Genomic DNA, 19,583 nt, shown 5'->3' on the forward strand with positions numbered 1-19,583 from the left:
GCGACGCGTCAGTCGACCCGGAGCCGGTAGCCGCGCTTGACCACGGTCTGCACCACGCGCGGCGCGCGTAGGCCGGCCCGCAGGCGGGCCACCGCCATCTCCACCGCGTGCTCGTCGGCGCCCCGGGGGAGGGTCCGCAGCAGCGCCGTGCGCGACAGCACCCGGCCGGGGACCTGGGCCAGCGCCCGCAGCACCGCCATCGGGGCGGGAGCGAGCGGGCGTAGCTCGCCGTCGATCACCGCCGCGTGCCCCCGCAGAGTGAGCAGGTGCCCGCCGGCCTTGAACGTCACGGTCCGGCGGGGCAGCTCGTCGACGATGGTCCGCACCAACGCGCCCAGCCGGGCCCGCCCGGGAGCGCTCACCGGCACCCCGTGGCGCAGCAACGGCTCGGCGGTCACCGCGCCGACGCAGCTGGCCAGCACGTCGCTGCGGAGCGCGGACACCACCGCCTCGGTACGGTCCCCGGCGGCCCGCAGCAGCGCCTCGGCCGCCGGTGCCGAGGTGAACGTCACCGCGTCCACCAGCCGGCCGGCGATCAGGTCGATCAAGCGGTGCAGCGGCGCCGGGTCGGTCGGCGGCGCCCAGCGGTAGACCGGCACCTCGATCACCGTGGCGCCGGCCGCCTCCAGCGCGAGTGTGCACTCGGGTTGCCGCTCACCGTGCAGCTGCATGGCGATCACCTGCCCGGCCACGCCACGGCGGCGCAGGTGATCGACCACCTCGTCGCAGCTCTCCGACGCCGGTGACCACTGGTCGTGCAGCCCGGCCGCACGGATCGCGCCGCGTGCCTTGGGGCCCCGCGCGACGACGTACGAGCTGGCGAGCACCGAACGCAGTGGTTCGGCCAGCCCCCAGCCCTCGGCCGCCTCCAGCCAGCCGCGCATCCCGATGCCGGTGTTGGCCATCAGGATGTCGGGTGGCTGGTCCAGGCAGGCGCGGGTCGCCTCGCGCAGTTCCGTGTCGTCGGACAGCGGCACGATCCGCAGCGCCGGGGCGAGCACCACGCGGGCGCCCCGGCGTTCGAGCAGCGCGGCCAACTCGTCGCGCCGCCGGTCGGCGGTCACCCCGATGGTGAAGCCGGCCAGTTCTTCCCGCATCAGCCCTCCCGTCGCAACCGCACTTCGACGATCCCGTCGTGGCAGCGCGTGTCGTGCCGGGCCACGGTCATCCCGGGCAGGTCCAGGCACTCCCCGGTGCGCAGGTCGTACACCTGCTTGTGCAGCGGGGAGGCGACCGTCGGCACGCCGCCGCGGCTGCCCACGATGCCCCGCGACAGCACGTACGCCCCGGAGACCGGGTCGCGGTTGTCGATCGCGAACAGCCCGTCGACGGTGTGGAAGAGGGCGACCTGCGCGCCGTCGACCAGGGCGGCGGCGCCCCGGTTCGGTTCCAGCCGGTCAAGCGGGCAGACAGCGGTCCAGTCGAGCGTGATCGTGTGGCTCATCGCCGTACCTCCGGAAGGCCGAGTGAGACGGGCTGCCGGCGGGTGTCGGCCGGCTCGGGACGGGTGGTCGTCAGGGCGCGTGCCGGCACCGGCTGGCCGCGTTCCACGGCGAAGGTGATCGACGGGTCGCTCACGTCGGGGGCGTTGACGAAGGAGGTGTAGCGGCGGAGCCGTTCCGGGTCGTCCAGTACGTCGCGCCACTCGTCGGAGTACGACGCCACGTGCCGGGCCATCGCCGCGTCCAGGTCGGCGCAGAGCCCCAACGAGTCGTCCACGATCACCGCGCGCAGGTGGTCCAGGCCACCGTCCATGGCCTCGATCCACCCGGCTGTGCGTTGCAGCCGGTCGGCGGTGCGGATGTAATACATTAAAAATCTATCGATTATTCGAATCAGCGCTTCTGTTGACAAATCAGAGGCGAACAGGTCGGCGTGGCGGGGTCGGAAGCCGCCGTTGCCGCCGACGTAGAGGTTCCAGCCGGTCTCGGTGGCGATGATGCCGAAGTCCTTGCTGCGGGCCTCGGCGCACTCCCGCGCGCAACCGGAGACCGCCGACTTGAGCTTGTGCGGCGCGCGCAGCCCGCGATAGCGCAGCTCCAGCGCCACGGCCAGCCCCACCGAATCCTGCACCCCGTACCGGCACCAGGTCTCGCCGACGCAGGACTTCACCGTGCGCAGCGCCTTGCCGTACGCGTGGCCGGACTCGAAACCGGCGTCCACCAGGCGCCGCCAGATCTGCGGCAGCTGTTCCACCCGGGCCCCGAACAGGTCGATTCGCTGCCCGCCGGTGATCTTCGTGTAGAGCTGGAAGTCGCGGGCGACCTCGCCGATGACGATCAGCTTCTCCGGGGTGATCTCGCCGCCGGGGATCCGGGGCACCACCGAGTAGCTGCCGTCGCGTTGCAGGTTGGCCAGGAAGTGGTCGTTGGTGTCCTGCAACGACGCCTGCTCGCCGTCGAGCACGTGCCCGCTGCCCAGCGAGGCGAGGATCGACGCCACCACCGGCTTGCAGATGTCGCAGCCGCGCCCCCGACCGTGCTCGGCGACCAGCCGGGAGAACGTGCGGATGCCGCGGACGCGGACGATCTCGAACAGCTCCCGCCGGCTGACGTCGAAGTGCTCGCACAGCGCCATGGACTGCGCGACCCCGGCCGCGTCCAGGAGCTGCTTCAGCATCGGCACGCAGGAGCCGCAGCTCGTGCCCGCCCGTGTGCACGCCTTCAACGCCGGCACGTCCGCGCAGCCGCCCGCGATGGCGTCGTCCACGTCCCCGCGGGTGACCGCGTTGCAGGAGCAGACCTGGGCGGTGGCGGGCAGCGCTCCGGCGTCCGCGCCGCCGCCGTCCGGGGCGAGCAGCGCCAGCGGAGCGGCCGGCAGCGGGCCGCCCACACTGGCCCGCAACGTCGGATACGCGCTGGCGTCACCCACCAGCACCCCGCCGAGCAGGGTGTGCGCGTCGTCGGAGAGGACCAGTTTCGCGTACACCCGGGTGGCCGGGTCGGTGAACGTGACGTCCAGGCAGCCCTCGGTGGTGCCGTGCGCGTCGCCGAACGACGCCACGTCGACACCGAGCAGTTTCAGCTTGGTGGCGGTGTCCGCGCCCGGGACGGTCGCCGCGCCGCCGACCAGCCGGTCGGCCACCACCTCGGCCGTCGCGTACCCGGGGGCGACCAGGCCGTGGCAGGTGCCGTCGACCGCCGCGCACTCGCCGACGGCCCAGACGTGCTCGTCGGCGCTGCGGCAGGTCCCGTCGACCAGCACCCCGCCGCGCGGACCCAGCGGCAGGCCGGCGGCCCGCGCCAATTCGTCGCGGGGCCGGATGCCGGCGGCGACCACGACCAGTTCGGCGTCGACCACGCGGCCGTCGGACAGCTCCAGGGCGTCGACCGCGCCGTCGGCGCCGGCACGGATCGCGGTGGTGGCCACCCCGAGGTGGGTACGCACACCCAGCTCCTCGACGTAGCGGCGCAGCATCGCACCGCCGGCCTGGTCCACCTGCACCGGCATCAGCCGGGGCGCGAACTCGACCACGTCGGTGCTCAGGCCGAGCAGGCGCAGGGCGTTCGCCGCCTCCAGCCCGAGCAGCCCGCCGCCGATCACCGCGCCGACCCGCCGGCCCCGCGCGTACGCCCGGATCGCCGCCAGGTCGTCCAGGGTCCGGTAGACGAACACGCCGGGCAGGTCGGCGCCGGGCACCGGCGGCACGAAGGGGTACGACCCGGTGGCCAGCACCAGCGCGTCGTAGCCGTACTCGCCCATGGCGGTGGTCACCACCCGCCGGACGCGATCGATGGCGGTGGCCGGCTCACCGAGGCGCAGCCGCACGCCGTCGTGCGGGGTGTGCACGTTGAGCTCGTCCTCGCTCACCCCGTCGAAGTACGCCGAGAGCCGCACCCGGTCGTACGCCGGACGCCCCTCCTCGGCCAGCACGGTCACCCGCCAGCGGCTCTGCGGGTCGCGGGCGCGCAGCGCGTCGACGAAGCGCTGCCCCACCATGCCGTTGCCGATGACGACCAGGTCCTGACCGCTCATCGCGTCACCTCCACCGATTCCGCTTCGGACAGCCAGTCGACGATGCCGCCGACCGCATCCCGGCATCCGCCGCATCCGGTGCCGGCCCGGGTTCCCGCCACCACCGCGTCGACCGTCCGCGCGCCGGAGCGCCAGCACCGCACCAGCGCTCCCTTGGTCACCGTGTTGCACTGGCAGACGACGGCCGCGTCCGGCATCAGCGCCGGTGACGCGCTCGGCGCCGCACCGGCCCCGCCGAGCGCCCGGCCCAGCAGCAGGGCCCGCCGGTCGGCCGGCACCGGGTGACCCCGGTCGAAGAGCTGGATCACCGTGCCGACCGCCGGGTTGTCGCCGAGCAGGATCGCGCCGATCAGCCGTTCGTCGCGGATCCGCAGGCGGGCGTACGTGCCCCGGGCGGGGTCGGCGAAGGTCAGCTCCTCGCCCGGTCCGCCGCCCGCGGCGTCGCCCATCGCGGCCAGGTCGATTCCGGCCGCCTTGAGTCGGGTCACCACCGGCCGGGGTCGGTAGCGGGCCAGCGGGTCGGTGCCGGTCAGCACGTCGGCGAGCACCCGGGCCTGGGCCCAGGCGGGTGCGACAAGCCCGGTGAGCGCGCCGTCGTGCTCGGCGCAGTCGCCGATCGCCGAGACGCTCCGGTCGCTGGTGCGCAGCCGGTCGTCCACCACCACGCCGCGCCGCACGGTCAGCCCGGCGGCCTGCGCGAGGGCGGTGTCCGGGCGTACGCCGCAGGAGAGCACCAGCAGGTCGGCGTGCAGCGACCGGCCGTCGGCCAGGTCGAGGCGGACGCCGGTGTCGTCGGCGACGACTCCGGTCGCCGGGACCGCGAGCTGGATGGTGACGCCGAGCCCGGCGAGCGTGCCGGCGAGCACCGCGCCGGCGGCGGGGTCGAGCTGCCGCTCCATGAGGTGCCCGGTGTGGTGCACCACGGTGGTGGCGAGCCCTCGGGTGGCCAGGCCGCGGGCGGCCTCCAGGCCGAGCAGCCCACCACCGAGCACGATCGCGCTGCGGGCCCCGTCGGCGACGGCGAGGATCCGGCGGCAGTCGTCCAGGGTCCGGAAGGGAACGACCCGCTGCGGCAGGTCGGTCGGGTCGAGGCCGGGCAGCGGCGGCACCACCGCCCGCGCGCCGGTGGCCAGCACCAGGTGGTCGTAGGAGATCCGTTCGCCGTCGCCGGTGCGGACCTCGCGGGCGGACCGGTCCACCGCGGTCACCGGCACGCCGGGGCGCCTGTCGATGCCGTGCCCGGCGGCCTCGGTCAGCTCCACGTCCGGTTCGGCGATCCGGCCGGTCAGCAGCGTGGAGAGCATGATCCGGTTGTACGCGCGGTGCGGCTCCGCCCCGAGCACGGTGACCTTCCGGTCTCCCTCGCGGGCGTGCAGCTCGGCCGCGAGCCGGGCACCGGCCATCCCGTTGCCGACGATCACCACTCGGGCCGTCATGCCTTCTCCACCCGGACCGCGCAGATCTTGAACTCGGGCATCCCGGAGATCGGGTCCACCGCGTCGTTGGTCACCGAGTTGGCCCGGCCGGCGCCGGGCCAGTGGAACGGTGCGAAGACCGTGTCCGGTCGGATCCCCGAGCTGAGGCGGGCCGGCGCGTGCAGCTCGCCCCGACGGGACGTGACCCGCACCGGGTCGCCGTCGTCGATGCCCAGCCGGGCCGCCAGGTCGGGGTGCAGCTCGACGAACGCCTCGGGCGCGGCGCGGCGCAGCGCGGCCACCCGGCGGGTCTGGGTGCCGGACTGGTACTGGGCGAGCACCCGGCCGGTGGTGAAGTGCAGAGGATACGTGGCGCAGACCTCCTCGGCTGCGGGCCGGTGGTCCACGGCGTGGAATCGGGCCCGACCGTCCGGGGTGCCGAACCGGTCGGTGAAGAGCCGTGGCGTGTCCGGCCCGTCCTCGCTGGGGCAGGGCCAGAAGACACCGTCCGTGTCGTCGATCCGGGCCCAGTCGATGCCGGCGTAGTCGGCGACCCCGCCGGCGGAGGCGCGGCGCAGCTCGGCGAAGACGGTGGCCGGGTCGGTCGGGAACCGCGCCGCCGCCGTCGCGGCGTCGCCCATCCTGGCCGCCAGGTCGGCGAGGATGGCCAGGTCGGTCCGGACGCCCGGCGGAGACGGGCGCAGCGCCCGTCTCCGCAGCACGCGGCCCTCCAGATTGGTCATCGTGCCGTCCTCCTCGGCCCACTGCGCGGTGGGCAGCACCACGTCGGCCAGCGCCGCCGTCTCGGAGAGCAGCAGGTCGGCGACGACCAGCAGGTCGAGGTCGCGCAGCCGGCCCTCGATCCGGGCCGCCCGGGGAGCGGAGACCACCGGGTTCGAGCCGAACACCAGCAACGCCCGGGGGCCGTCGGGGGTGCCGAGCGAGTCGAGCAGTTGGTAGGCCGGCACGCCCGGGCCGGGCAGGTCGTCGGCCGGCACGCCCCAGACACCGGCGACGTGTTCCCGGGCCGCCGGGTCGTCGATCCTGCGGTAGCCGGGGAGCTGGTCGGCCTTCTGCCCGTGCTCTCGTCCGCCCTGACCGTTGCCCTGGCCGGTGAGGCAGCCGTACCCCGAGCCCTCGCGGCCGGGCAGGCCCAGAGCGAGAGCGAGATTGACGTACGCGGTGACGGTGTCGACGCCCTTGGCGTGCTGCTCGGCGCCGCGCGCGGTCAGGATGATCACACGGCCGCCGGTGCCCAGCGCGCGGGCGGTCGCCTCCAGGTCGGCCACCGGCACGCCGGAGAGCTGTTCCGCGCGGGCCGGCCACCAGGCGGCGACGCTGCGGCGGACCGCGTCGAAGCCGCTGGTCCGTTCGGTGACGTACGCCTGGTCGACCCACCCTTGCGTGAGCGCGATGTGCAGCAGCGCGTTGGCCACGGCGAGGTCGGTGCCGGGCAGCGGTTGCAGGTGCAGGTCGGCCTGGCGGGCGGTGGCGGTGACGCGGGGGTCGACGACGATGAGCCGGCCGCCGCCCCGGCGCTGCTCGGTGAGCCAACGCACCAGCGGCGGCATGGTCTCCGCCGGGTTGGCGCCGACCAACAGCAGGGTGTCGGCCCGGCCGAGGTCGGCCAGCGGAAACGGCAGCCCCCGGTCGACCCCGAAGGCGCGCAGCCCGGCGGCGGCGGCCGAGGACATGCAGAACCGTCCGTTGTAGTCGATGTTGCGGGTGCGCAGCGCGACCCGGGCGAACTTCCCCAACGCGTACGCCTTCTCGTTGGTCAGCCCGCCGCCGCCGAAGACGGCGACCGCGTCCCGACCGGAGCTGTCCCCGATGGCACGCAGGCCGGTGGCGATCCGGTCCAGCGCGGCGTCCCAGGTCGCCGGGCGCAGCTCGCCGCTGACCGGGTCGCGCAGCAGCGGGGCGGTCAGCCGGTCCGGGTGGTCGAGCAGGTCGGCGGACGTCCAGCCCTTCTGGCAGAGCCCGCCCCGGTTGGTGGGAAACTGGCGGGGGAGCACGCTCACCCCGGTGTCGTCCTCGCGCAGCGTCATCCCGCACTGAAGGGCGCAGTACGGGCAGTGCGTCGCCACCTCCCGGGGGGTTCGCCCCGGTCGAGTTGCCGGCCGTGCACCGTCTGTCATGTCCCGAAAGCGTGCCGGCGGGCGGTTTCCGGTCCGGGTCTCTTCTGTTTCGGTCCTGTCAAGTGGGGCTCACACCGCACCGGCGCAGCGAACATGACGGGTGGGTGATGGCGCCGCCGGGCTTCATCTCCTGGGACGGTCAGCGCAAGTCGGCGCGGCGGGGGCGGCGGGTCAGGGACAGCCAGCCCAGGAACCGGGCGTGATGTGCCCGCAGATCAGGGCGAACGCCCAGCGAGTACAGGTCGTCAAGCGCGTCCTGCATGTTCGCTGCCAGGTAGAACGCCAGGGCGATCGAGTGGCCGTAGAACTCGGTCGCGAGGTGAAGCTGAGCCGGCGAACACGGCCAGGGAGCGGCGCAGTTACGGCAGAGCCACGCCGGGCGCATCGGCTGGTGCGGGCGAGGGCGTCTGGTCATCCGACCCGCACCGGACCTCGCTTGACGGGCGTGCGCGTGGTCGACCGACGGGCCGCCCGCGCGGGCACGTCCGACCAGATCAGGCCCGCGGGCATCACGAACAGGGACCGGCGCGCGACCGCGTCGCCGTTCGCGGCCAGCTCGTAACCGTCAATCCACAGCCATCCGTCGTACGTCGGCCAGTCGAGAACGCGAATCACCCGGACGAAGATCGGGCGCAGGAACTGCACACTCGCGGCGCGGGTCAGGTGCAGGACGTCACCCGCGCGTGGCATCCGCGCGGGCCCGCCGGTGCGTGCACCCGTCGGCAGGCGGGGATGCGGTCGAGTCGGTTCACCGGCCAGGATGGAACGACGGTCCCCGGCGGCCAGGGCATGCCCGGCGACGGCCGCGGGGCCAGTTTCCGACTGCGGCTTCGGCTTGGGTTTCCGATCGGGCTTCCGATCGGGTGGCTCGTCCGGCACGGTGCTCCCCCTCGGCTGTCGACGGGGCAGATGCGGCCCCGGCGCGAACGCGTCCGCCGGGTCTCGGGTCCCTGCCGGCCGCGCCGTCTGTCGACCACCGTGCCGTCGGTGACGGGACCAGTACACGACGTTGTTCTATTCTCGGGGGATGTTCGGGACGTTCATCTGGAGGCAGGATGAATCATGCACTTCAGGCGGCCATGGCCGAAGCTGGCGAGACAGCCGAAAGTCTGGCAGCTCAGACGGGCGTTGATCCGAAGACGGCCGCACGGTGGATAAGCCCGGGACGCGTGCCGCAGCCCCGTCGGCGCGCCAAGCTGGCCGCGCTCCTCGGGAGGGACGTTGGGGACCTCTGGCCGGATGTCCTCAGAAGGCGCGAGCCGCAATGGCTGCGCGAGTGGGTCGACTGGGAACGCGAAGCCCTCGCGATTCGCTGGTTCGAGCACACGTGGGTGCCCGGCCTCTTGCAGACCGAGGCGTACGCGCGGGCGACATTGGTAGGCGAAGCGTTGACGACGAGCGAGGTTGACGATGTGGTCGCCTCCCGCATCGACCGACAGGCCATTCTCCGCCGTGAACGCCCGCCCCTGCTGGTCGCAGTCGTTCACGAACTGGTCCTGTACCAGTCGGCATACGGCGATCGACCGCTGATGCGTGAGCAGGTGGGCCACCTTGCTCAGTGCGCGGTCTTGCCCGCCGTGCAGGTGCTCGTCGTGCCGCAGGACGTCGGGATGTATCCGGGCCTTGGCGGGGGCTTCATCGTGGCCGAGTTGCCCGACGGCGAGCAGGTCGCACATATCGACAGCCAGGTGCGAGCGCAGATCGTAAATGGAGCTGCGGACGTTGCTACGCTGAATCGCAGATGGGAGCGCATCAGAAGCGAGGCTCTTTCCCGTCAACAGTCCCTCGACCTGATCACGAAAGCAGCGGGATCATGGACCTGACCGGCGCGCAGTGGCGTAAAAGCACGAAGAGCGGAAACAACGGCGGCTCGTGTGTCGAGGTCGCCGACAACCTCCCCGGCATCGTCCTCGTCCGCGACACCAAAGACCGTGACGGCGGGACGCTGACCTTCGGACCGGCGGCATGGGCCGGCTTCGTCGACCTGGCGAAGGCGATCGGCCCCGTCGGCTAACCAGCGCAGCAACTCAGTCAGCCCCCGGTTTCCTTGAGATCCCAAGGAGCCGGGGGTCTTTCGTGTGTCCCGGATCAGGGCCGTTCGTCGTAGAGTGCTTATAATGTGGGAAACATGTCTCAAATTATGGGAGACTGCGATGAGCGTGGCGGACGTCTTCGACGCGGTGGCCGGTACCTATGACGAGGCCCGCCGACGGCTCGTGCCCTGCTTCGACGCGTTCTACGGCACCGCCGTCGAGGTGGCCGCGCCGCCGCTGCGCGCCGCGCTGGCCGCCGGCCGTACCCCCGAGGTGTTGGATCTGGGCGCGGGGACCGGCCTGCTCTCCCTGCTGCTCGCCGCGGCGGTGCCCGGAGTCCGGCTGACCCTGGTGGACGCCGCGCCGGCGATGCTCGCCCGCGCCGCCGACCAGTTGAACGCGCGGTCCGTGCCACACCGAACGGTCCGGGCCGACCTGGCGGACGAGTTGCCGCCGGGCCGGTACGACGCGGTGGTCAGCGCGCTGGCGATCCACCACCTGGACGACGACGGCAAGCGCGCGCTCTACCGGCGGGCCGCCACGGCGCTGGCGCCCGGCGGGGTGTTCGTCAACGCCGAGCAGGTGGCCGCCCCGACGCCGGCCCTGGATCGACGCTACGACGAGGTGTGGACGGCTCGGATCACCGAGCTGGGCTCGCCTCCCGAGGAGATCGCCGCCGCCCGGGAACGGATGCGCCACGACCGCCCGGCGACAGTGGCCGACCAGTGCCGGTGGCTCGCCGAGGCGGGGCTGGTCGACGTCGACTGCTACTTCAAGGAGTGGCGCTTCGCGGTGTTCGGCGGCCGGGCCGGGTAATCCCGGCGGAATGTACGTTTCGCCGTCCCGGGGCGAGTCGATGGGCGCGGGATGACTGGTGGTCACACCGGTGGGTAATCTCTTCGGCATGACTGCCAAGGTGACTCTCTCGTTCACCGACGAGACGATCGAGGAGGCCCGACGCTTCGCCAAGCGCGAAGGGCTGTCGCTCTCGGCGTGGATGGACCAGGCCGCCCGCGAGAAGGCGCTGCGCGAGGTCTTCACCGCGCACGCCGCCGCCGTGGGTCGTGCCGGCCTCGACCTGGAGTCCGCCGCCCTCGCCGACGCCCGCGAGGTGGGCATGGTCAACGACCTGTTCTCCAACGGACGGCGGCGTGCTGCGTAGGGGCGAGGTCTGGCGTATCGAGGGCGCCCGGGAACGCCTCGGGCTCGTGATCAGCTCGGACGTCTACAACTCCACCGACGTGCCCATCGTGATCGTGGTCGAGGTGGTCGAGGAGTCGCTGCTGCGGGACTCGCCGCTCGCCGTGTCGATGGGCCGGTACGTGGTGATGCCCGACCGGATCTCCTCGCCCATGAAGAAGTGGTTCACCGACTGCGTGGACGTCGCCGACACCGACACGATGCTCCGCGTCGGCCGCGCCCTGCGCATCCTCCAGCAGCTCTGAGCCGGGCCTCACCATCGCCGCCGGCCCGTGGTGCGGTAGCCGTTTCCGGGCCGACCCGTGACGGGCACTGCCAGGTAACCCCGCTTTCCTAGCGTTCCTTCTCGTCGCATCGACGAGGAGGAGCCGCCGTGAGCACGCTCACCACCACCGCAGTCACCGCCGAGCCACCTGCCGTCGCCGGGCGTCGGCGCCCGCTGGACGACTGGCGGCCCGAGGACCCCGACTTCTGGCGTACGACCGGCGCGCCCATCGCCCGCCGCAACCTCTGGGTGTCGATCTTCGCCGAGCACGTCGGCTTCTCCGTGTGGAGCCTCTGGTCGGTGACCGTGCTCTTCCTCGGCCCCGCGTACGGCATCGACCCGGCCGGGAAGTTCCTGCTCACCGCCGTGCCGGCCGCGCTGGGGGCGGTGCTGCGGCTGCCGTACACCCTGGCCGTGGCCCGCTTCGGTGGGCGGCGCTGGACGACCATCAGCGCGCTGCTGCTGCTGGTCCCGACGGTGCCGATGACGGTGCTCCTGGAACCCGGGGTGTCCTACTCCACGCTGATGGTGCTCGCCTGCCTCACCGGCGTCGGCGGCGGCAACTTCGCCTCCTCGATGGCGAACATCAACCTGTTCTACCCGTCCCGGCTCAAAGGGCGGGCCCTCGGGCTCAACGCCGGCGGCGGCAATCTCGGGGTGCCCGCGGTGCAGCTGGTCGGGCTGGCGGTCCTCGCCACCGCCGGCGCCGCGTACCCCCGTCTGGTGCCCGCGGTCTACCTGCCGCTGATCGTCCTGGCCGCGCTGGCGGCGGCCCGCTGGCTGGACACCGTGCCCGGCGCGCGCAACGAGCCCGGGGCGCTGCGCGAGGCTGCCCGGGACCCGCACACCTGGACCATGTCGCTGCTCTACATCGGCACCTTCGGCTCGTTCATCGGGTTCGGTTTCGCGTTCGGCCAGGTGCTCCAGCTCCAGTTCGCCGAGCGGTTTCCCACCCCCGTCGACGCCGCCTGGTTGACCTTCCTCGGGCCGCTGGTGGGCTCGCTGATCCGGCCGCTGGGTGGCCACCTCGCCGACCGGCTCGGCGGCGCCCGGGTGACCTTCTGGAACTTCGTGGCGATGGCGATCGGCGCCGGCACGGTGCTGTACGCGGCCCGCGAGCGCTCGTTCGGGCTCTACCTGGCCGGGTTCCTCGCCCTCTTCGTCTTCTCCGGTGTCGGCAACGGCTCCACGTACAAGATGATCCCGGCGATCTTCCGGGCCCGGGCGGCCGACGCCGTGGCCGCCGGCACGCGTGACCCGGAGGCCGCCGCCCGGTGGGCGCGGCGGATGACCGGCGCGTTGATCGGCATCGCCGGCGCGATCGGCGCCTCCGGCGGGGTGCTGGTCAACATCGCCTTCCGCCAGTCGTTCCTCGGCTCCGGCAACGCCGATGCCGCCTACCTGGCGTTCATCGGCTGGTACGCGCTGTGCTTCGCGGTGACCTGGTTCGTCTACCGGTGTCCGGGGTCCCACCGGCTCGCCGGGGTGTGATCCGGGTCATGGCCGGCGCGTCGCCGCGCGGCATCCCACCCCCGTTTTGACCTGCCGATGGGGCGCCGGGTATCGTTGCCTGCTGTTGTACGACATCCAGAGGCGTGCCCTATCAGGTACGCTTGGTCGTTCGTGCGCGCTGGTCCGGCCTGCTAGATCTGGTCACCTCGGCGCGCGACCCCAGACCGACGACGAGACAAGGTAGACCTGTGCGTACGTACAGCCCGAAGCCGGGTGAGATCGAGCGTCAGTGGCACGTCATCGACGCCTCTGATGTCGTGCTGGGCCGCCTGGCCACCCACGCCGCCACGTTGCTGCGTGGTAAGCACAAGCCGACTTTCGCGCCGCACGTCGACACGGGCGACTTCGTCGTCATCGTGAACGCGGGCAAGGTTGCGCTGACCGGCAACAAGCGCCAGACCAAGGTCGCTTACCGCCACTCGGGTTACCCGGGTGGTCTGAAGCAGGTCGGCTACGACGAGCTGCTGACCAAGCGCCCCGAGCGGGCCATCGAGCTGGCCGTGAAGGGGATGCTCCCGCACAACAAGCTCGGCCGTCAGCTGATCAAGAAGCTGAAGGTCTACGCCGGTGCCGAGCACCCGCACCTCGCGCAGCAGCCGGTGCCGTTCGAGATCAAGCAGATCGCGCAGTGAGCGCGGGCGAAGGAAGCAGCATGACCGACATCACCACCGAGACCGAGGTTGCCCCGGAGGTTCCCGAGGCCACCGAGGCGCCGGCGCCCGTCGCCCGCGCGCCTCGTGGTGACCGGCCGATCCAGACCGTGGGCCGCCGCAAGGAGGCCATCGTCCGGGTCCGTATCGTCCCGGGCACCGGCAAGATCACCTGCAACGGCCAGGATCTTGAGGCGTACTTCCCGAGCAAGGTGCACCAGCAGCTCATCAAGGACCCGCTGGTCACCGCCGAGAAGCTCGAGCAGTTCGACATCATCGCCAACCTGCGTGGCGGCGGCACCACCGGCCAGGCCGGTGCGCTGCGGCTGGGCATCGCCCGCGCGCTGATCGTCAACGAGCCGGACGACCGCCCGGCCCTCAAGAAGGCCGGCTTCCTGACCCGGGACGCCCGGGTCAAGGAGAGCAAGAAGTACGGCCTCAAGAAGGCCCGTAAGGCTCCCCAGTACTCGAAGCGCTGATCTTTCCCAGCGCGTTGTACTTCTGACGGACGGCCGGTCCGCCTCCCCTCGACCGGGGAGGCGGGCCGGCCGTTCCGTTTTCTCCTTCTCGGTAGTGCTCATCGGAGGTTGGCGGGTATGGGTCGGTTGTTCGGCACGGACGGCGTACGCGGGCGGGCGAACGCGGATCTCACCCCCGAATTGGCGCTCGCACTCGCCGTGGCCGCCGCGCACACCCTGGCCGAGACGGACCGCAGCCACCCGCCGCTCGCCGTGGTCGGCCGGGACACCCGGGCCAGCGGCGAGATGCTGGAAGCCGCCGTCGTGGCCGGGCTGACCAGCGCCGGCGCCAACGTGGTACGCGTCGGCGTGCTGCCCACCCCGGCCGTGGCGTTCCTCACCGCCGAGGCGAAGGCCGACCTCGGGGTGATGCTCTCCGCGTCGCACAACCCCATGCCGGACAACGGCATCAAGCTCTTCGCCGCCGGCGGGCACAAGCTGCCCGACGAGATCGAGATGCGGATCGAGGCGGCCGTCGAGACGAACGCCACCACCGCCTGGGACCGGCCGGTCGGCGCCGGCGTCGGCCGGGTGCACGACCTGCTCGACGGCGCGGACCACTACGTCCAGCACCTCATCGGCACCGTGCCGCACCGGCTCGACGGGATCAAGGTCGTCGTCGACTGCGCCAACGGCGCCGCCGCCGAGGTCGCCCCCGTCGCGTACCGGGAGGCCGGGGCCGAGGTCATCGCGATCCACGCCGAGCCCGACGGGCTGAACATCAACGACGACTGCGGCTCCAACCACATCGAGGCGCTCCGCGAGGCCGTCGTCGAGCACGGCGCCCACCTGGGCATCGCCCACGACGGTGACGCCGACCGCTGCCTGGCGGTCACCGCCGACGGCGACGAGGTCGACGGCGACCAGGTGATGGCGATCCTCGCGCTGGCCATGCGCGACGCCGGCACGCTCACCCGGGACACCCTGGTGGCCACCGTGATGAGCAACCTCGGCCTTCGGTTGGCGATGTCCGCGCAGGGCATCCGGCTGATCGAGACCAAGGTCGGCGACCGGTACGTGCTGGAGGAGCTGCGCGCCTCGGAGTTGGCGCTCGGCGGCGAGCAGAGCGGCCACATCGTCATGCCCGCGCACGCCACCACCGGCGACGGGGTTCTCACCGGCCTGCACCTGATGGCCCGGATGGCCGCCACCGGCAAGTCCCTCGCCGAGCTGGCCTCCGTGGTCACCAAGCTGCCGCAGGTGCTGATCAACGTGCCGGTCGGCGACCGGACCGTCGGGGCCAACGCGCCGGCCGTCCGCGCCGAGGTCGAGCGGGCCGAGGCGGAGCTGGGCGAGACCGGCCGGGTGCTGCTGCGCCCGTCAGGCACCGAGCCCCTGGTCCGGGTGATGGTCGAGGCCGCCACCGAGGCGACCGCCCGCGAGGTCGCCGAGCGGATCGCCGCCCTGGTGCGCACCGCCAGCCCCGCCGGGCCGTAGTCGAGTGAACCGGGGCTTGCGCCGGCGCGTCAGCGGGTCAGGGCGCGCAACCGGGTGACCGCCTCGGTCAGCACCTCCGGGCGCTTGCAGAACGCGAACCGGACCAGCCGCCGGCCCGCCTCGATGTCGTCGTAGAAGACCTGCGTGGGCACCGCCACCACGCCGCAGCGCTCCGGCAACGACCGGCAGAACTCCACCCCGTCTCGGCCGCCGAGAGCGGTGATGTCGGCGGTGACGAAATACGTCGCCTCCGACGTCAGCACCTCGAACCCGGCGTCGGTGAGGCCGACCACGAGCTGGTCACGCCGCTGTTGGAGACTGTCGCGGAAACCCGTGTAGTAGTCGTCGGGCAGGGCCAGGGCCACGGCGACCGCAGGTTGCAGCGGGGCGGCGTTGACGTAGGTGAGGAACTGCTTCACCCGCAGCACCGCCGAGACCAGCGCCGCCGGGCCGCTCGCCCAGCCGATCTTCCAACCGGTGCAGGAGAACGTCTTGCCGGCCGACGAGATGCGCAGCGTCCGCTCCCGCATCCCGGGCAGCGCCGCCAGCGGCACGTGTGGACCGGACGCGTCCGTGAACACCAGGTGCTCGTAGACCTCGTCGGTGACCGCGTACGCGCCGTACTCCTGGCACAGCTCGGCCACCAGCGCCAGCTCGGTCGGCGTGAACACCTTGCCGGTCGGATTGTGCGGTGAGTTGAGCAGCACCAGCCGGGTACGCGGCCCGAACGCCGCCCGCAGGGCCGCCGGGTCGAACGCGTACCGGCCGTCCGCGGCGGGACGCAGCGTGACCGGCCGCCGGACCGCGCCGGCCAGCGCGATCGAGGCGGCGTACGAGTCGTAGTACGGCTCGAAGCAGACCACCTCGTCACCCGGCTCGCACAGCGCGAGGATGCTGGCCGCCACCGCCTCGGTCGCGCCCGCCGTGATCACGATCTCGCCGTCCGGGTCGTACGACAGGTCGTGGAACCGCCGCTGATGGGCCGCGACGGCCGCGCGCAGGGCGGGTATCCCCGGGCCGGGCGGGTACTGGTTGTGCCCGCCGCGCAGCGCCTCGGCGGCGGCGGCCAGCATCTCCGGCGGCCCGTCCGTGTCCGGGAAGCCCTGGCCCAGGTTGACCGCCCCGGTCCGTACGGCGAGGGCGGACATCTCGGCGAAGATCGTCGTGCCGAAGGGCCGCATCCGGGCCACCAGCGGGTCGACATCGGTGCTCGTCGTCACCTGCGCCAGCCTACGGGCACCCGCCGGCGCAACCCCAGCCTCACTCGGGCTCGCAGCTGGTAGCCCAGGTTCCCTGGGCCTTGTTCGTCACGGGCTTTCCGGCGCCGGTGACCGTGACGGTGCAGTCGAGCGGTCTCTCACGGTCGTCGGACCACCTGGCCTCCACCATGACCCTGCTCTGACCGTTGGTGCGGATGGTCATGCGCCAGGGCAGTTTCGCGCCGTCGACGTGGATGAGATCGCTTTCGGCGTCGAAGTACGCGATGTCCGCCCTGCCCGCTCCGGTGACCTCGTAGACCACCGTCACCGGGGCCGGGCCCGACGTCGGGCCCGTGATCGGCTTTTTGGTGGGGCCCGCCGTGGGGCTGTCGGGCGCGGTGGGCTCGGGCGCGACGCTCGGCGGCCAACCGTCGTCGTCGAAGGGGCCGGTGTCGTACGGGTCCTCGGCCACCGTGTCCGGAAGCAGTTGGCCGAGCAGGGGCCCGGCCACGCAGAAGCAGCCGCAGACGGCGAGGACGAGCGCCGCGACGACCGCGACGACGATCCCGACCACCCGACCGTTGCCGCCGGAGGGACGGCCGGCCGGCGGATAGCCGGGATAGAGATAGGGCGGCGGGTAACCGGGTGGCGGATAGCCCGGCGGTGGGTAACCCGACGATGGGTAGCCCGACGGTGGGTGGCCGGCCGGGGTGGGCTCCGGCGACGGGGGTGGTGGCCAGGGGGTCGCCGCGGTGGGCGTCCACGAGGTTCCGGTGGGATCGGGCGTCCACGGCGCGGAGGGCGACGCGGGTGTCCACGGCGATGGGGGCGCCCAGGGCTGGCCCGGAGCCAGTGGATCGGGCGTCGGGAAGGGGCCCGGCGCGGCCCAGTCGGACGGCGTCGTCGGCGGCTGTCCCGCAGTCGGATCCGGCGGCGTCGGGGTTGGTTCCGAGGGTGGCGTCGGGGACGCCTCGGGCGGCGGCGCGTCGGACATGGCTGCTCCGGGCGGGAGTGGGTATGGGGCCAACGGGCCGGGGGAGCGCAGCCCGAGCCCGCCGGAAGACTGTCGTACCCGCTGGCCGTCCGCAACCCCGTCGGGTCGGTGGCACCGCGACCGGTCCCGTGACACTCGTCCCATTGCGGCCCGCCCAGCACCGATCGCTCAAATTCCATGCTTGTTTAGCCGACTTTCGAGCACCCATGCTGAGCGAAACTGGGTTAGGCTGCGGGCCATGTGTGGAATCGTGGGATACGCGGGCGTGCGCCCGGCACTGGGCATCGTGCTCGACGGGCTGCGGCGGCTGGAATACCGGGGCTACGACTCGGCGGGCGTGGCGATCGTCTGCGACGACCAGCTGCTGACCGAGAAGAAGGCCGGCAAGCTCGCCAACCTGGAGAAGGTGCTCTCCGAGCGCGCCGCCGACGACCCGACCTCCTGCGCGGCCAGCCCCATCGGCATCGGCGACGGCACCACCGGCATCGGGCACACCCGGTGGGCCACCCACGGCGGGCCGACCGACCGCAACGCCCACCCGCACCTGGCCCCCGACGGGCGCGTCGCGGTGATCCACAACGGCATCATCGAGAACTTCGCCAAGCTCCGCGCCGAGCTGGAGGCCGACGGCGTCCAGTTCACCAGCGACACCGACACCGAGTGCGCCGCGCACCTGCTCTCCGCCGCGCTGGCCGACCTGCGCGCCGCCGGCCAGCCGGACGGTCCGCAGCTGCTCGCCGCCGGCATGCGCGTCGTGTGCCAGCGGCTGGAGGGCGCGTTCACCCTGCTCGCGGTCGACGCCGGGGTGCCCGGCGCGGTCGTCGGCGCCCGGCGCAACTCGCCGCTGGTCGTCGGCCGCGGCGAAGGGGAGAACTACCTGGCCAGCGACGTGGCCGCGTTCATCGAGCACACCCGGGAGGCCGTGGAGCTGGGTCAGGACCAGATCGTCCTGATCACCGGCGACAGCATCGAGATCACCGACTTCGACGGTCAGCCCGCCAGCGGCAAGGACTTCCACATCGACTGGGACTCGTCGGCCGCCGAGAAGGGTGGCTACGACTGGTTCATGCTCAAGGAGATCGAGGAGCAGCCGCAGGCCATCGCCGACACGCTGCTCGGCCGGCTCACCGAGACCGGTGAGATCGCCCTCGACGAGGTTCGCCTCAGCGACCAGGATCTGCGCGACGTCGACAAGATCTTCATCGTGGCCTGCGGCACCGCGTACCACGCCGGCATGGTCGCCAAGTACGCCATCGAGCACTGGACGCGGATCCCCTGCGAGGTGGAGCTGGCCAGTGAGTTCCGCTACCGCGACCCGGTGCTCGACCGCTCCACGCTGATCGTGGTGATCTCGCAGTCCGGCGAGACGATGGACACGCTGATGGCGCTGCGCCACGCCAAGGAGCAGAAGGCCCGGGTGCTGGCGATCTGCAACACCAACGGCTCGACCATCCCCCGCGAGTCCGACGCCGTGCTCTACACGCACGGCGGGCCGGAGATCGCCGTCGCCTCCACCAAGGCGTTCCTCACCCAGGTCGTCGCCTGTTACCTGATCGGCCTGCACCTGGCGCAGGTGCGCGGGATCAAGTTCGCCGACGAGGTCGGCGCGGTCGTGGCCCAGCTCCAGGAGATCCCGGGCAAGCTGCGTGAGCTGCTGGACCGCATCGAGGGAGTCCGCGAGCTGGCCCGGGACCTGAAGTCCGAGCCCACCGTGCTGTTCATCGGCCGGCACGTCGGCTACCCGGTGGCCCTGGAAGGCGCGCTGAAGCTGAAGGAACTGGCGTACATGCACGCCGAGGGCTTCGCCGCCGGTGAGCTGAAGCACGGTCCGATCGCACTGATCGACAAGGGCACCCCGGTGATCTGCGTGGTGCCGTCGCCAGTGGGCCGCGGGATGCTGCACGACAAGGTCGTCTCCAACATCCAGGAGGTCCGGGCGCGCGGCGCGCGGACCATCGTGATCGCCGAGGAGGGCGACGAGGCCGTCGTCCGGTACGCCGACCACCTGATCTACGTGCCGCGTACGCCGACCCTGCTGGCCCCACTGGTCACCACGGTGCCGCTGCAGGTGCTCGCCGCCGAGATCGCCGCCGCCCGTGGGCACGACGTGGACCAGCCCCGCAACCTGGCCAAGTCGGTCACCGTCGAGTAGTCGCCGCCCACGTCCGGGGCCCCGGCGCACCGCACCCGCGGTGTCCGGGGCCCCGTCGGGGTGAGCGGTGCCGACCCGGCGCCGGCCCAGCGGTG

At 72.6% G+C, this 19,583-nt stretch carries 19 protein-coding genes; 10 read left to right on the forward strand and 9 right to left on the reverse strand.

Annotated features, from left to right (window positions below; translation table 11 throughout):
- Positions 1-8 precede the first annotated feature (8 nt).
- From OG505_RS30990 to OG505_RS31020, 7 genes are all read right to left on the reverse strand, one after another.
- Entirely contained in the window at positions 9-1,097 is a 1,089-nt protein-coding gene (locus OG505_RS30990; RefSeq protein ID WP_405429502.1) for a uroporphyrinogen-III synthase, read from the reverse strand.
- Positions 1,097-1,444 (reverse strand): nitrite reductase small subunit NirD, encoded by a 348-nt coding sequence (gene nirD / locus OG505_RS30995; protein WP_405429503.1) that lies wholly within the window; start codon positions 1,442-1,444, stop codon positions 1,097-1,099. Before nirD ends, OG505_RS30990 begins: the two co-directional genes overlap by 1 nt.
- Positions 1,441-3,975 carry a nitrite reductase large subunit NirB gene (gene nirB / locus OG505_RS31000; RefSeq protein WP_405429504.1) on the reverse strand — a complete coding sequence of 845 codons (2,535 nt, stop codon included), beginning with the start codon at positions 3,973-3,975 and terminating at the stop codon, positions 1,441-1,443. The genes nirD and nirB overlap by 4 nt, the downstream gene beginning before the upstream one ends.
- Positions 3,972-5,411, reverse strand: a complete 1,440-nt coding sequence (locus tag OG505_RS31005; protein WP_405429505.1) for an FAD-dependent oxidoreductase — start codon at positions 5,409-5,411, stop codon at positions 3,972-3,974. The genes nirB and OG505_RS31005 overlap by 4 nt, the downstream gene beginning before the upstream one ends.
- On the reverse strand, positions 5,408-7,528 hold the full coding sequence (locus tag OG505_RS31010; protein ID WP_405429506.1) for a molybdopterin oxidoreductase family protein: 2,121 nt from the start codon (positions 7,526-7,528) through the stop codon (positions 5,408-5,410). Before OG505_RS31010 ends, OG505_RS31005 begins: the two co-directional genes overlap by 4 nt.
- Positions 7,529-7,667: 139 nt before the next feature.
- Positions 7,668-7,943: a hypothetical protein gene (locus tag OG505_RS31015; protein ID WP_139582586.1), complete on the reverse strand. Its 276-nt coding sequence runs from the start codon at positions 7,941-7,943 to the stop codon at positions 7,668-7,670.
- Positions 7,940-8,218: a hypothetical protein gene (locus OG505_RS31020; RefSeq protein WP_405429507.1), complete on the reverse strand. Its 279-nt coding sequence runs from the start codon at positions 8,216-8,218 to the stop codon at positions 7,940-7,942. The genes OG505_RS31015 and OG505_RS31020 overlap by 4 nt, the downstream gene beginning before the upstream one ends.
- A 365-nt stretch (positions 8,219-8,583) precedes the next feature.
- On the opposite strand from OG505_RS31020, the gene OG505_RS31025 reads away from it, so the two are divergent.
- The 9 genes from OG505_RS31025 (at position 8,584) to glmM (ending at position 15,143) form a co-directional block, all read left to right on the forward strand.
- Positions 8,584-9,351, forward strand: coding sequence for a helix-turn-helix domain-containing protein (locus OG505_RS31025; RefSeq protein ID WP_405429508.1), 768 nt, complete (start codon positions 8,584-8,586; stop codon positions 9,349-9,351).
- On the forward strand, positions 9,342-9,542 hold the full coding sequence (locus tag OG505_RS31030) for a DUF397 domain-containing protein (protein ID WP_139582589.1): 201 nt from the start codon (positions 9,342-9,344) through the stop codon (positions 9,540-9,542). The genes OG505_RS31025 and OG505_RS31030 overlap by 10 nt, the downstream gene beginning before the upstream one ends.
- Positions 9,543-9,681: 139 nt before the next feature.
- Entirely contained in the window at positions 9,682-10,377 is a 696-nt protein-coding gene (locus tag OG505_RS31035; protein WP_405429509.1) for a class I SAM-dependent methyltransferase, read from the forward strand.
- 88 nt (positions 10,378-10,465) lie between these two features.
- Positions 10,466-10,723, forward strand: coding sequence for a DUF6364 family protein (locus OG505_RS31040; protein ID WP_405429510.1), 258 nt, complete (start codon positions 10,466-10,468; stop codon positions 10,721-10,723).
- Complete coding sequence (locus tag OG505_RS31045; protein ID WP_151488090.1) at positions 10,713-11,006, forward strand: hypothetical protein; 294 nt, start codon at positions 10,713-10,715, stop codon at positions 11,004-11,006. Before OG505_RS31040 ends, OG505_RS31045 begins: the two co-directional genes overlap by 11 nt.
- 128 nt (positions 11,007-11,134) lie before the next feature.
- Positions 11,135-12,517: a nitrate/nitrite transporter gene (locus OG505_RS31050; RefSeq protein ID WP_405429511.1), complete on the forward strand. Its 1,383-nt coding sequence runs from the start codon at positions 11,135-11,137 to the stop codon at positions 12,515-12,517.
- Between the two features lie 209 nt (positions 12,518-12,726).
- Positions 12,727-13,170, forward strand: a complete 444-nt coding sequence (gene rplM, locus OG505_RS31055; protein WP_007465158.1) for a 50S ribosomal protein L13 — start codon at positions 12,727-12,729, stop codon at positions 13,168-13,170.
- A 20-nt stretch (positions 13,171-13,190) separates the two neighbouring features.
- Positions 13,191-13,667 carry a 30S ribosomal protein S9 gene (gene rpsI / locus OG505_RS31060; RefSeq protein ID WP_357112444.1) on the forward strand — a complete coding sequence of 159 codons (477 nt, stop codon included), beginning with the start codon at positions 13,191-13,193 and terminating at the stop codon, positions 13,665-13,667.
- Positions 13,668-13,784: 117 nt separating this feature from the next.
- A complete protein-coding gene (gene glmM, locus OG505_RS31065) occupies positions 13,785-15,143 on the forward strand; it encodes a phosphoglucosamine mutase (RefSeq protein ID WP_405429512.1) in 1,359 nt (452 codons plus the stop codon).
- Between the two features lie 29 nt (positions 15,144-15,172).
- Here glmM and OG505_RS31070 read toward each other — a convergent pair whose 3' ends face one another.
- Both OG505_RS31070 and OG505_RS31075 read right to left on the reverse strand, forming a co-directional pair.
- Entirely contained in the window at positions 15,173-16,363 is a 1,191-nt protein-coding gene (locus tag OG505_RS31070; protein ID WP_405429513.1) for a pyridoxal phosphate-dependent aminotransferase, read from the reverse strand.
- 40 nt (positions 16,364-16,403) lie between these two features.
- Positions 16,404-17,336, reverse strand: coding sequence for an MmpS family transport accessory protein (locus OG505_RS31075; protein WP_405429514.1), 933 nt, complete (start codon positions 17,334-17,336; stop codon positions 16,404-16,406).
- Between the two features lie 238 nt (positions 17,337-17,574).
- Here OG505_RS31075 and glmS point away from each other — a divergent pair, with 238 nt between their 5' ends.
- Entirely contained in the window at positions 17,575-19,488 is a 1,914-nt protein-coding gene (glmS, locus tag OG505_RS31080; RefSeq protein ID WP_405429515.1) for a glutamine--fructose-6-phosphate transaminase (isomerizing), read from the forward strand.
- Positions 19,489-19,583 lie beyond the last annotated feature (95 nt).

The organism is Micromonospora sp. NBC_00617, from assembly GCF_045161355.1.
In the GTDB taxonomy this organism is placed as follows: Bacteria; Actinomycetota; Actinomycetes; order Mycobacteriales; family Micromonosporaceae; genus Micromonospora.

Coding starts and splice junctions, on each gene's coding strand:
- OG505_RS31030 (WP_139582589.1), top strand. CDS start 9,342: ATGGACCTGACCGGCGCGCAGTGGCGTAAAAGCACGAAGAGCGGAAAC.
- OG505_RS31010 (WP_405429506.1), bottom strand. CDS start 7,528: ATGACAGACGGTGCACGGCCGGCAACTCGACCGGGGCGAACCCCCCGG.
- glmM (WP_405429512.1), top strand. CDS start 13,785: ATGGGTCGGTTGTTCGGCACGGACGGCGTACGCGGGCGGGCGAACGCG.
- OG505_RS31005 (WP_405429505.1), bottom strand. CDS start 5,411: ATGACGGCCCGAGTGGTGATCGTCGGCAACGGGATGGCCGGTGCCCGG.
- OG505_RS31075 (WP_405429514.1), bottom strand. CDS start 17,336: ATGTCCGACGCGCCGCCGCCCGAGGCGTCCCCGACGCCACCCTCGGAA.
- nirB (WP_405429504.1), bottom strand. CDS start 3,975: ATGAGCGGTCAGGACCTGGTCGTCATCGGCAACGGCATGGTGGGGCAG.
- OG505_RS31025 (WP_405429508.1), top strand. CDS start 8,584: ATGAATCATGCACTTCAGGCGGCCATGGCCGAAGCTGGCGAGACAGCC.
- OG505_RS31015 (WP_139582586.1), bottom strand. CDS start 7,943: ATGACCAGACGCCCTCGCCCGCACCAGCCGATGCGCCCGGCGTGGCTC.
- OG505_RS30990 (WP_405429502.1), bottom strand. CDS start 1,097: ATGCGGGAAGAACTGGCCGGCTTCACCATCGGGGTGACCGCCGACCGG.
- OG505_RS31020 (WP_405429507.1), bottom strand. CDS start 8,218: ATGCCACGCGCGGGTGACGTCCTGCACCTGACCCGCGCCGCGAGTGTG.
- rpsI (WP_357112444.1), top strand. CDS start 13,191: ATGACCGACATCACCACCGAGACCGAGGTTGCCCCGGAGGTTCCCGAG.
- nirD (WP_405429503.1), bottom strand. CDS start 1,444: ATGAGCCACACGATCACGCTCGACTGGACCGCTGTCTGCCCGCTTGAC.
- OG505_RS31035 (WP_405429509.1), top strand. CDS start 9,682: ATGAGCGTGGCGGACGTCTTCGACGCGGTGGCCGGTACCTATGACGAG.
- OG505_RS31040 (WP_405429510.1), top strand. CDS start 10,466: ATGACTGCCAAGGTGACTCTCTCGTTCACCGACGAGACGATCGAGGAG.
- glmS (WP_405429515.1), top strand. CDS start 17,575: ATGTGTGGAATCGTGGGATACGCGGGCGTGCGCCCGGCACTGGGCATC.